Raw genomic sequence first — 12,607 nt, forward strand, 5'->3', positions numbered from 1 at the left:
AGCCCAAGGCTCAACGGAGCGGAAGTTTATTTAGTTGGCCGAAACAGGTTGCCCGGTGAGGGGAACGGCCGAAAACTGGCGCACCAGCGAACCATCTTCGACCAGGTTAACGCGAACGACGCCGTCAAAGCCAACCGAGGCCAATTGCTTGCCGTCAGGGCTGAAAGCGAGCGAGTAGACCGGCCCTTGCTGACCGTCCAGCTTGCGAAGCAGTTTGCCATCTGCCGCGTTAAACAGGTGGATTTCCCCTTGCTGATCGTTGCTGCTACCGGCGGCGACCAGCGTGGCGTCGGGCGAGAAGGCGACATCATATACCCGGCCCGGCATGGCGGGGAAAGCGCGGATCAGGTTGAAGTCGTCGCCGATCTTGCGATCTTTCTCACGAAACATCTTGTAGATCTTCGGCACGCCGTCGGCGCCGCCGATCAGCAGTTGATCTTCGGTCGGATGCCGCATCACCGCCGCGATCCCCCCTTGGAGCGCCCCCGGCGTGATGCTGGTGATGTTGTCGATAAAGCGTTCGGTCTTCACCTCGTACAGCTTCATCGTCATATCGCGACTGACCGAAACCAGGTGTGAACCATCTTTCGAGAAGGTCGTATCGAGGGCCCAGTCTTCATGGGCGCCGTTGAACAGTTGTTGCTCACCGGTGGCCGCGCTGAAGACGCGGACCGTGTTGTCGCCGCAGCCGACGGCGACTTGCTGGCCGTCGGGGGACCAACTGCCGCCATAGATCGTGTCGTGCGAAACGGGGAGCGAGAAGTCAAGCTTGCCGCTTTGCAAGTCCCACATCTGGAACTCGCCCATACGACCAGGCGAACCGCCGGCGACGACCAGCTTGTCGCCATTGGGTGAGAAGCGGGCCGACTCGATTCGCTCCGACATGCCGACCAGGCGCTGGGCAATGCCGCTGCCATCGGCATGATGCAGCAGCACCTCGTGATAACCCGACACGGCCAGCAGTTTTCCATCGGGCGAGTACTCGACCGAAGTCAGTACCGGCGGCAGCGAATAGACGGGCGGATGATCTTGATCAAACTGGGCCTTGGCCGACTCCGGCGTGTCGTCTTTGGCGCCTTGGGCGATCCATAAGTTGAGCGTATGGCGATCGGTCTCTGAGAGGGGAGGTTTCCCTTTCGGCATCTCGGCTTTGCCGTCGGTCGGGGTGACGTAGGCGGTCAGCGAACTGTCGGCGGGCTGGCCCGGCACAATCGCCGCCTCGCCACTTTCGCCTCCGGCGATCAGTTGGGCGAAGTTGGTCATGACATAGTCGCCCCCTTGCTTGGCCGGTTGATGGCAGCCTTGGCAGTGTGCCTGAAAGATCGGCCGGACGTCACGATAGTAACTGACTTGGCGATCTTCCTCGGCGACCACAGGAGCAGCGCAAAGCAACAGCAGCGTGACAGCGAACAGCTTCGACGGCATCGCAAGGGATCCTTTCGAAAGCGCCGGTGGGTGAGCAGGATTGGGAGAGCCGGGAAGGGAAGGGCGCCGCGGTGAGTTTGCGGCGAGGGATGACGCGAAGTTCATGCTACCCGATCAGTGGGCCAGATTGCAAGGAATTCTAGCCAGCGGGTGGGAGATGGCGCCCTATTGGTTAGCCTCGATAGCTCTCGCTATCGGGGCGGCGCAGCCGCAAGAAGCATCAATTTGCGGTTGGAAGAACGCGGTGGTTGGCGACGTCGATTGGCATGGCTTCCGCCGCTTGAATATCGGCCGCGGATCGATGCCTCCTGCCGACTTCATCGGCCCAGACAGCGAGAGCTGTCTGGGCTAACCGATTGATAGCGACTACTTCCGCAGCGTCACGCCGGTTTCCATCCAGCCGTCGTTTTCGGTCGTGACGAACAACCCGGCCGGGCCCAGGTAAGGCGCCATCTTCTCAAACGCCGGCAGCTTCGAGGCGTCGAGTTCTTGCATCCGGTGCTTTTCGTCTTCGTGACCGATCGCCCAGATGCGGTTGATCACCACGCCCAGCAGCGACTTCGACTGCGGCATCTGATTGGTGCGAAGCATCTCGTGCGTGACGCGGAACGATTCGTCGGTGCGGCCGAACTGTTGGAAGCTGACCTGGTTCATGCCAAGCGACGTCAGGGCGGTTTGGACCCGAACGTAGTCGGAGGCCGCCGCGAGATCGGCTTTGGTTTGCAGCGTCTTCTCTAGCAGGCCGACATGCGACGAAACCAACAGCCATTTGTCATGAATGGTGATCGCCATGTTGGGCATTTTCGCCGCTTCTTCTTCCTGGGCGTTCGCCATCACCAAGGCGGTTGGCATGGTCGGGCCGACGATCGTCAGGGTCGGCAGCTCTTCTTCGATTTCTTCCAGCTTCCAAGCTTCGAGTTCGTTGCCGTCGGCGTCTTTCAGTTTCAGCGGTTCGGCGTTCGGTTCGTTCTTCAGAATCTTCCAAACCGCGGCTTTCACCTGGGCGACGTCGGTGATTTCAATCGCCAGCAAACGGCGTTCGCTTTCGGTCGTCACTGGTTGAACGCAGTCCGAGATCAAAATTACCTCTTCACCCAAGTAAGGAATGATGTCCTGCGGGATGTCGACCTGCGGGCCGAGGTTATCTTCCTTCAGGCTCAACATTACTTCGTCAAAGATCTCGTCGTCGGCGTAGGCGTTGACGATCGTTTTGACGTACTTGAAGGCGTCTTGCATGTCGAAGCGGAAGGCGAGATAGGTCGCCAGGTCTTGCGGAATCCAGGCCGGCGGAGCGATCGCGGCGCCGTTGGGGAAGTCCATGACGCGGGCGCCACGAACAAAACGAGCGCCCGCTTCGGCGTTCTCGTCGGTCGGAGCGTAGGCGAACGAGCGATGCAGGATATCGAACTCTTTGTTCGGTCCGGCGTTGAAGTTGACGATACCGCCGCCACCTTGGATCGCTTCAAAGCCTTCCTCTTGCAGCAGCTTCAGCAGGTCTTTGCCGCGCTTCTTGCGACCGCCCGCTTGGGCTCGCAGCACTTCGACCAGACCAAACGGTTCGATGAACCAGCGAATGTTGGGCGCCAGACCTGCCGCCGCTTTGTCGACGCGGGTTTGGACTTCGATATACGGCGTGAAGCCGGAGAGGGGCTCGGCCGCTTTGCCGGCGGCTTGGGCTTTGACCAGTTCGGTGATCACGTCCAGGTTGTCGCCGGCCAGAAGCTGATCTTTGTTGATCAGGTAGTAAGCGACGCGGGCCTCGACTTCCCCCTTCTTCTTTGGGAAGACGTATTTGACGCCGTCGACTCCTTCGACCTTGATGGTCGACTTGGTGGCGCCTTGTTCGACCTGATTCTTGTCGATCTTGGTGAGCAGCTTGTTGGCTTCTTTTCGCTTGCCGGTGATGTCAACGATCAGCATCATCGCGTGCGAAAGATTATCGAGCGGTTTGCCCGTTTTCTCATCGATCGGATCGGCCTCGGGCTGCAGCAGGGCGAAGGCGATCTCGCCGCCGTAGACGTCCTTCAAGTCGTCGATCTTGATGCCCAGCTTCACGCCGCCGTCCGACAGACGGTCCTTGAACTGCTGTAGCAGGTCATCGGCGAACGGTTTCATGTCGTCGTGCTGCGCCAGTTCCCCCAATTGGGTCTCGTCAAAGCGAGCGCTCAGCTCGTCAAAGTCGGGAAGCGAGACGAAACCCTTCGTCGTGGCCGGAAGCAGGTCCGCAGCCGGCGGGGCGGCAACAGCCAAGGTCGAGGAAGCGGTAACGCAAATTGCGCAAAGTACCAAACGGAGACTCAGTGGCATGCGAAATTTCACTTCTATTATTCCTCCGCCTGTGCTTTCTGCCTGATTTTGCGAGTGCGCTGACGATCGCCCATGGCGCACTTTTCATTTATCGGCAGGGGCGTTCTCAAAACAAAACAATGTGTGGACAGGAAACGGGCGCCAGTTGGCTTCTCTATCACAAAACGGGTGGCTTGTGACGGATTTTCCGGATTCATGATTCTGAATCGCCTGCGCAGTTTATGCAACCTAACTGGCTGGGGCAAACCCGGTGGACGCTACCGAGGACAAGTTTCATAATCGGCCGAATGAATCCCTATTCCAGCGAAAGCCTCTGTAGCGACCCCATCCATGGCTATATCCCCTTCGTCGTCGATGGCGAACCGGGGGAGGTGACCGAACGCCATATTATTGACTCTGCCTGGGTGCAACGAATGCGGCAGATTCACCAGCTGCAAACGGCCTGGTGGGTCTATCCAACGGCGGAACATACCCGGTTTCAGCATGTTTTGGGGGTAATGCACCTCGCGAGCCGAGCCGTCAAGCATCTCTATCTCAGTCTGAAAGAGTCGTGTCCTGAAGCGCCCAGCCGCGGGTATGTCGAAACGCTGCTGCGGATGGCGGGCCTGCTTCACGATGTCGGGCACGGTCCCTTTGGCCATTTTTTCGACAGTCATTTTTTGTCGCAATATGGTCTGACGCACGAGAAACTTGGCGCCCAAATAATTGAAGAAAAGTTAGCTGGCATGCTGTCACAGCTGCGGCGGAACCCCAATAGCGAGCTTGCGCACGATGAGCAGCTTGACCCGGGGCAGATCGCCTGGCTGATTCAGCGTCCGCGGGAAGAAGAGGAAGCCGCCTATCCGCAGTGGCTGATTCACCTGCGCAGTCTGCTGAGCGGCATCTACACGATCGACAACATGGACTTCGTGCTCCGCGACGCCTACATGACCGGCTACAGCAGCCGTTCGTACGATCTGGATCGGCTGCTCCACTACAGCTTTTTCACGCCCCAGGGACTGACGATCCATCATCGCGGCATGGGGGCGTTGATCCGGTTTATGAACGTCCGGGCCGAACTGTTCCACAACGTCTACTTCCATCGCGAGGTGATGGCGATCGACAAGATGCTGGAAGATTTGTTCCGCGACAGCCGCGACCATTTCTTCCCCGGCGATCCGTCGACCGATCTGGATCGCTATCGCCAGCTGACCGAGTTCTCGCTGCTGGTCGATGTGGCCCGCTGGAGCCAAAGCGACAGCGGCGAACTGCGGGCTCTGGGACAGCGGTGGGACCAACTGCTGGCGCGCGACATCCAGTGGAAGTTCGTCTGCGAGCGGTCGATTGGGTTCAATGACGCGACCACCGAGCAGTCGAATATCTTGCGTTCGGACCGCATGGCCGAAGTGGCGATCCGCGAGGGGTTGCCGGCGGAGCTGAAAGAGATGCCGCTGAAGGTGGCGGTCAGCCGGTATATCTTCCGGCACGAAACGGCCGGCGCCCAAAAGAACTTTCTGTACGACGCCGCACACAACCAGGTGCGCCCGCTGACCAGTGATCAAATTTTTCGCAGCCTGCCGATCAGTCGCAAGATTTGCCGGATCTACGCGGAAAATACGGACCACGCGCCGCAATTATCGTCCGCATTGGACGCCCTGTTTGGCGGGACGCGGATCGACGACCTGACCAACATGTGAACCTGACGCCGGGCCGAAGTTTCCTGTTGAGTTGGCGATTGGACGCCGCGCGCTATAATGCCCAGCGACGCGATCACTTACGAATCTTTGCCACAGGAATCTCATGGCGTCTGAATCGGCCCCGCGGGCCCACAAGCCGCACACGCTGCGCGAGCTGCGCGACAGCGGTTGGAAATCGAAAAGCGTAAAAGATGAAATCCGCGATAACTTTGTGCGGATGCTCGCCGCCGGCGAGACGCTCTTTCCCGGCATCGTCGGCTATGACGATACGGTCATCCCCGAGATCAACCTGGCCCTACTGGCAGGGCACGACATGTTGTTTCTCGGCGAAAAGGGACAGGCGAAAAGTCGTATCATGCGGATGATCTCGCGGTTCTTAGACGAAGAGATTCCGTACGTCGACATCCCCGGCTGCCCGGTCCACGAAGATCCGTACCACCCAATCTCGTCGGTTGCCAAAACCTACCTGGCCACCCATGACGAAAACCAAGTGCCGATCGCCTGGTGGAGTCGCGACGATCGCTACGTCGAACGCCTGGCGCCAGGCACCAAGTTTGCCGACGTCATCGGCGAAATCGATCCGGCGAAGCTGGTTGGCGGGGTGAGCATGTCGACCGAAGACGCGCTCCACTTTGGTTTGATTCCCCGGATGCATCGCGGCATCTTTGCGATGAACGAACTGCCGGAGCTGGACGAACTGGTCCAGGTCGGCTTGTTCAACATGCTGGAAGAACGGGACGTGCAGATCCGCGGCTATCCCGTGCAGTTCGACATTGATCTGCTGCTCCTCTTCTCGGCCAACCCGGCGACGTACAACCGCAGCGGCAAAGTGATTCCGCAGCTGAAGGATCGCATCGGCACCGTGGTTCACACGCACTACCCGCGTGAACGCGATCTCGGCATCCAAATCATGCAGCAGGAAGCGGCCGTTGACCTGGATGGCGACTATCCGGTGGTGGTCCCGTACTTCATTCGCGAGATCCTTGAGCAGATCACCGTCTGCGGGCGAAAGAGCAAGTACATCGATCATCAGTCGGGCGTCAGCGCCCGGTTCAGTATCGCCAACTACCGCACTGCGGTCGCCAGTGCGCGGCATCGCGGCGTGATCGTTGGCGAAAAGCCGGCGGTCGTGCGGTTGTCGGACCTGGGGCATCTCTATTCGTCGTCACTCGGCAAGCTCGAACTCGACATGATGGGAAGCCATCAGATGACCGAGCGACAAGTCCTCGATGCGTTAGTCGCCGAGGCGGTCCGCATCGTCTTTGAGGAATACGTCGAACAGCACGGTCTGGAAGCGATCGGCGATATCTTCAGCCGCGGCGTGAAGATCGAAGTGGGAGACTTGCTCCCTTCGAGCCAATACGCCGATCGCCTGAAGCATGTGCCGCCGATCTGGGACAAGGCGTTTGAGCTGAACGCCTCGGAAAACGAAGCGATGCGGGCCTCCTGCGTCGAGTTTGTCCTGGCCGGTTTGCACGCCATAGATCGCATCTCCCGCTCGCAACAGCACGGGCGAATCGAGTACGAGTTTGAGTAGTACAGCAACAATGCCTGGTGCCATGCTCTTACCGCGTCATCGCGGAAAGAGCATGTCTTCGCCCTGCTAACAACCAAGGGCTATCGATGAAACAACCCTACCGCCCCGGCGGCGTCATCCACACCTATCAAAAGTACGATCCGCAGCGGTTCCCCAGCCCAACGCAGGAACCGCCCGACCTCGTCTCGCCGGCGATGGAACATATGCTGATGTACGGCGAGATGCGCGAGCTGACGCCGGAAGAGCTGGCCCGTGCGATCAAGCTCGACCCGAGCCAGATCGCCGGTCTGGGGCCCAATCTTGATGCGCTGATCAAGATGCTCCAGGAGCGGAAGCGGAAGATCCTCGAAACGTACGAAACCGACAGCGTCCAAAAGAAGGCTCGCAAGAACTACTACAAGACCGCCAAGCAGATCGACTATCCGAAAGGAAAGCTGGGAGACGCCGCCCGAGCCGCCGTCGACCAAGAGCAAATCTATTCGCTAGAGCGTCTCTGGTACCTGGCCGATGACGCCCGATCACCGCTGGCCGGCGAGTTGGTTCACTTAATCGAACGCTTGGGCGAAAAGTACGAAGTTGACGAACTGGCGGCGAAGTGGGACTTCACCGGGCGAACGTCGATGACCGTGCCGGAAGCGATCGCCATCAAGGAAGAGCTGGAGCGAATCGACGAACTGCTGAAGCAGCTGGAAGAGGCGAAGGAAACGGCGCAGATCGGCGTGATCGACATGTCGGAACTGGAGCAGTTTGCCGAGCCGGGCCAGATGGAGCAGTTGATGGAGTTGCAGCGTCAGCTGGAAGAATACGTCAAGAACATGGCCGAGCAGCAAGGACTGACCGGCAACAATCAGGGCGCCTTCCAGATCACGCCGCAAGCGTTTCGCATCTTTCAGGGAAAGCTGCTGGAGAAGATTTTCTCGAATCTGGAAGCTTCGCGAACGGGCCGCCATCAAGGACCGATCCTCGGAGAAGGCGCCGTCGAATTACAGCAGACCAAGCCGTACGAGTTTGGCGACTCGATTACGCAGATGGACATCCCGCAGTCGATGATCAACGCCATCCTGCGTCAGGAAGGTCAGCTACCGCTGCGGCTGAAGCCGGAAGATATCGAGATCCACAAGACCCGCAACAGCCCCAAGTGCGCCACGACCGTGATCATGGATATGAGCGGCTCGATGCGGTACGAAGGGCAGTACGTCAACGTGAAGCGAATGGCGCTCGCGCTGCAAGGATTGATCCGCAGCGAGTACCCCGGCGACTATCTGCAGATGCTCGAGATGTACTCCTTCGCTAAGCCGGTCAAACCGGGAGACGTGATCGGGTTGTTGCCGAAACCCGTCACGCTGCACGATCCGGTCGTTCGCCTGCGGGCCGACATGAGCGACCCCAACGCCAGCGAATACCGAATCCCGCCCCACTTCACCAATATCCAGCACGCCCTACAGCAGTCGCGACTGTTCTTGGCCAATCAAGACACGCCCAACCGCCAGATCATCTTGATCACCGACGGATTGCCAACGGCCCACTTTGAAGGATCGCAGCTGTTCTTGCTTTACCCGCCTGACCCATCGACCGAAGCGGCGACGCTGCGCGAAGGCGCCCTGTGTGCCCGGGAAGGGATCACGGTCAACATCTTCCTGATCCCCAGCTGGTCGCAAACGGAAGAAGATGTGAAGTTCGCCTATCGCCTGGCGCAGACCAGCAAAGGAAGAGTCTTCTTCACCGCAGGACGAGATCTGGATAGGTACGTGATCTGGGACTACGTCAATCATAAACGCGAGATCATTGGGTAAGGCCAACTCAAGATCGCTGCGCGAGCGAGAGACTGCGGTCGCAAGTTCACGTCACATCAAACATCGACGTCTTCTGGCCCAAGATCCGACATCGCCCCATGGCGGATTGTCAAAACAACAACTCGCTGCTCCTGGATCGTAAACAACGCTCGGTATTTTTGTCGTCGGCCGAAGAGAATCTGCCGCACTTCAATCGAGAAACGGTAATTCTTTGCCAGGTTCACTCTTTTCGCAGCGAGCGTGTAGCGGTACGATTGCCACCAGACCTGCTTTAAATTGCCGAGGAACCTGATGGCCGCCAAGAAGAAAACTGCGAAGAAGTCCGCGAAAACCAAGTCGAAATCGCTTCCCCAACGCGCCGACGTCGCCCCGGCGGATACCTGGGATTTGGCGAGCCTGTATGAGTCGCCGGAGGCGTGGGAAAAAGACTTCGCCAAGTTGGCCAAAAAAGAAGCGGGCTTTGACAAATTCAAAGGGACGTTGGCTGAAAACGGCGCCTCGCTGGCCGCTTGTCTCAAATTCGACCTGGCGGTCGATCGCCTCGCCGAACGACTTGGCACCTACGCCTTTTTGAAGACGACCGAGAACCAGGCCGACGATGAAGCGCAGCGCCGCATCGCCCGCTATCAGGCGGTCGCCAGCAAATTGGGTCAGGCCGCTAGTTACATTTCGCCCGAGATCCAGGCGATTCCGGCCAAACGTCTGGGCGAGCTGTTGAAAGAGAAAGCGATGAAGCCGTATCGACTGATGGTCGAGCGGATGACGCGCTACAAAAAATATACGCTTAGCAAGAAAGAAGAACGCCTGTTGGCGATGCAAAGCGAAATGTCGTCGGCCGCCAGCCAGGCGTTTCGTCAGTTGCTTGACGCCGACATGAAGTTCGGCGCGCTGAAGAATGAAAATGGCGAAGAAGTCGAATTGGCGAACTCGAACTTTATCGAGTTTCTCGTTTCGCCTGACCGCAAAGTTCGCAAGGCGGCGTTCCATCAATACTACGCCCAGTTCAAGGGGCACGAGAACACCCTGGCCGCCACGCTATCGGGCTCGATCCAGCGTGACGTCTATTACGCCAAGGTTCGCGGTTACGACAGCGCCATTCATCAGGCCCTGTATGCCGACGACGTGCCGCAATCGGTTTACGACAACCTGATCGAATCGGTCCACAACCATCTGCCGGCCCTGCATCGCTACTACGATCTGCGTCGCCGCAAGATGAAGCTGCGTGATATTCATCACTACGACACCTATGTGCCGATCTTGAGCGAAATCAAGACGCGGCACTCGTGGGACGAAGCGGTCGAAGCGATCATGGACGCGTTGATTCCGCTGGGTACCGAGTATTGCGATGTGCTGAGAAATGGCTTGACGGCCGCCCGCTGGAGCGACCGTTATCCGAACGCCGGCAAGCAGAGCGGCGCCTTCAGCTGCGGCACGTTCGACGGCGCCCCGTACATCTTGATGAACTACAAGCCCGACGTGCTGGACGACGTCTTTACGCTCGCCCACGAAGCGGGTCACTCGATGCACAGCTACTACTCGTCCGGCAACCAGCCGTATCAGTATTACAACTACACAATCTTCGTCGCCGAGGTCGCCAGTACGTTCAACGAGCAGCTGCTGAGCCAGTACCTGCAAGAGAATGCGAGCGACGACAAGCAGCGAGCCTACCTGATCAACCGCGACATCGACGCGATCCGCGGCACGATCATCCGGCAGACGATGTTCGCCGAGTTTGAGAAGATCACCCACGCCATGTGCGAGGCGGGCGAACCGCTCACGGTGCGAACCTTCCAAGAGGCGTATCATGGACTGCTGTCGAAGTACTTCGGTCCCGACTTTGTAATCGACGACGAACTGCCGCTCGAATGCTTCCGCATTCCGCACTTCTACCGGGCGTTCTACGTTTACAAATACGCGACCGGGCTGTCGGCCGCAATCGCGCTAAGCAAACGCGTGCTCAACGGCGGACCGAGCGAATTGAACGACTATCTGAACTTCCTCAAAGGTGGTTGCTCGAAGTATCCGCTCGACCTGCTTCGCGACGCCGGCGTCGATATGGAGCAACCCGAAGCGGTCGAAACGGCCCTGACCCACTTTGAAGGGTTGGTCGACGAGTTGGAAGGCTTGCTGTAAGCCGCTTTCGGACGATCGAAAGCGTGTACTCGTGTGCCACTGCTGGCTTGTTCCAGCAGTGGATACCTGGTACCCGAGGCGCGAGCCGAGGGAATGTGGTCGCGAGTGGACGTTGGGATATGAAGAGTCTCCAGAAAAGTGCCCAGCATCGTCTGAGGCCCGGAGGGCCGTTCCAATCTAGCCTAGGGCGAAGTCGCGTTTCGCGGCGCAGCCCCAGGTCAAGATGATAGTCGAGTCGTTGACGGTAGACTCGACCGCGCTTCCATGGATCGCCCCGCAGGGGCTTTCGCCGTTTATCGATGCTGTTGCCCAGGGCTGCATCGCCGTTGGCGATTCCGCCCTGGGCTAGGTTGGGATGGCCCTCCGGGCCTCGCGACGAACGCAGACTCGCTCTACGGTCTAAACTCGCCGATGGCGTTCGACTCCATTCCCTCGGCTCGCGCCTCGAGTTAGTCTTTCGCTTCCAGCTGTTTCACTTTCTCGCGTTCGGCATCGAGCTGATGCTGGTAGAACTCGATCAGTTTGGCGTAGCGATCGATCGCGCGTTGTAAGATCTCGATCTGCTCGTCCCGCGGATCGACCGGTTGTTCTTCTTCGCCGGCCGCTTCCAGGACGGCCAAGGGATCGCGCGGTGACGCTTCTTTGGCGGCGATGCGGGCCAGTTCGATCCGGGGATCGTTTAGCAGACGACGGTCGGGGCCAAGCAGGGCGATGTTGTTCGGGAACTCCACGCCCCCGCCGAGCGTGACGTCGATTGTCGCCAGCTTTTCGCCTTGTAGCACCTTCAGGCGAATCTTGTCCCCCGGCTGCTTGGCGAGAACGGGGCCGATGGCTTGATAAACCGAGCGAATGTAGAGCCCGTCGACAGCCAGGACCTGGTCTCCTTTGACGATGCCGGCCGCGGCGGCGGGGCCGTTCTCTTCGACCCGTTCGACGATCACCGTTTCGGCTCTTGGCCCGGCGGTCAGGGTCAGCCCGAGCGTCGGACGCCGGCGCTGCAAGACAACGACTTTATCGGCCGCTTCGGAAGCGAGCAGTCGCTCGATATGCTGGCTCGGCACGGCGTAAGTTCGCGGGACGTCGTTCTGCGGCTTTTGCACCGCGACGACGATGCCGGCCAACGTGGCGTCGGCATTGGCGATTCCTGAACCCGCGGCAGTCGCCGCGCCACGGAGATCGCATTCCAACAGCGGCGGCAGTTCGGCGCCAGGAATCTTGCGACTGGTCGCGCCGATCAGGCCGAAGGTTTGCACCGCTTCGGCAGCGCCCCAGCCAGCGGCGGAGACAACCCAGCGACCCGCCGCGGGCGTTTGCGGCGACAGGGGAATCGCCGGGACTTCCAACGCATCGAGTTCTAGAATCGCAAGGGTTGAGAAGTGATCGACAACCTTCAGTTGGGCGTCGGTCTGACGTCCGTCAGCGAGCGTAATGCGGAGTCGGCTGCCGGCTTCGTAGCGCAGGCAGGTGACGATTCGCCGCGGAGCGATCGCCACGCCGGTGCAGACGGTCACCCGAGCGGGCGACTTCGGCTGTTTGGCGAGCGGATCGGCGTTGCCTTGCGGAATGGCTGCGGGCAGCGCGATCATCCGGACCGTGACGGTGGCGTCGGCCAGCTTCTTCGCTGCGGTTTCTAGCTGCGGCAGCTCTTCGGCGTGGACCAGATGCGGGATCTGGGCAGCGAAGGCGAACGCCAGCAGAAGTGCTGCGAATCGAATTGTCGACGACAATTTCATAGG

At 59.4% G+C, this 12,607-nt stretch carries 8 protein-coding genes; 4 read left to right on the forward strand and 4 right to left on the reverse strand.

Annotated features, from left to right (window positions below; all coding sequences use genetic code 11):
* Positions 1–30: 30 nt before the first annotated feature.
* The 3 genes from Enr8_RS05915 to Enr8_RS05925 form a co-directional block, all read right to left on the reverse strand.
* The gene (locus Enr8_RS05915; protein ID WP_146429656.1) at positions 31–1,425 is read right to left on the reverse strand and encodes a WD40 repeat domain-containing protein; all 1,395 of its coding nucleotides are present in this window, start codon (positions 1,423–1,425) and stop codon (positions 31–33) included.
* A gap of 366 nt (positions 1,426–1,791) precedes the next feature.
* On the reverse strand, positions 1,792–3,732 hold the full coding sequence (locus tag Enr8_RS05920) for a hypothetical protein (protein WP_222434798.1): 1,941 nt from the start codon (positions 3,730–3,732) through the stop codon (positions 1,792–1,794).
* 17 nt (positions 3,733–3,749) lie between these two features.
* Positions 3,750–3,929 (reverse strand): hypothetical protein, encoded by a 180-nt coding sequence (locus tag Enr8_RS05925; RefSeq protein WP_146429658.1) that lies wholly within the window; start codon positions 3,927–3,929, stop codon positions 3,750–3,752.
* A gap of 90 nt (positions 3,930–4,019) precedes the next feature.
* On the opposite strand from Enr8_RS05925, the gene Enr8_RS05930 reads away from it, so the two are divergent.
* From Enr8_RS05930 to pepF, 4 genes are all read left to right on the forward strand, one after another.
* Complete coding sequence (locus tag Enr8_RS05930; RefSeq protein ID WP_146429659.1) at positions 4,020–5,408, forward strand: HD domain-containing protein; 1,389 nt, start codon at positions 4,020–4,022, stop codon at positions 5,406–5,408.
* 103 nt (positions 5,409–5,511) lie between these two features.
* Positions 5,512–6,945 carry a magnesium chelatase gene (locus Enr8_RS05935; RefSeq protein WP_146429660.1) on the forward strand — a complete coding sequence of 478 codons (1,434 nt, stop codon included), beginning with the start codon at positions 5,512–5,514 and terminating at the stop codon, positions 6,943–6,945.
* 86 nt (positions 6,946–7,031) lie between these two features.
* Positions 7,032–8,738, forward strand: coding sequence for a vWA domain-containing protein (locus Enr8_RS05940; RefSeq protein WP_146429661.1), 1,707 nt, complete (start codon positions 7,032–7,034; stop codon positions 8,736–8,738).
* A gap of 291 nt (positions 8,739–9,029) precedes the next feature.
* A complete protein-coding gene (pepF, locus tag Enr8_RS05945) occupies positions 9,030–10,871 on the forward strand; it encodes an oligoendopeptidase F (RefSeq protein WP_146429662.1) in 1,842 nt (613 codons plus the stop codon).
* Positions 10,872–11,320: 449 nt separating this feature from the next.
* Here the strand turns inward: pepF and Enr8_RS05950 are convergent, their stop codons facing one another.
* A complete protein-coding gene (locus tag Enr8_RS05950) occupies positions 11,321–12,604 on the reverse strand; it encodes a S1C family serine protease (protein ID WP_146429663.1) in 1,284 nt (427 codons plus the stop codon).
* Positions 12,605–12,607 lie beyond the last annotated feature (3 nt).

The organism is Blastopirellula retiformator (assembly GCF_007859755.1).
Taxonomy (GTDB): domain Bacteria; phylum Planctomycetota; class Planctomycetia; order Pirellulales; family Pirellulaceae; genus Blastopirellula; species Blastopirellula retiformator.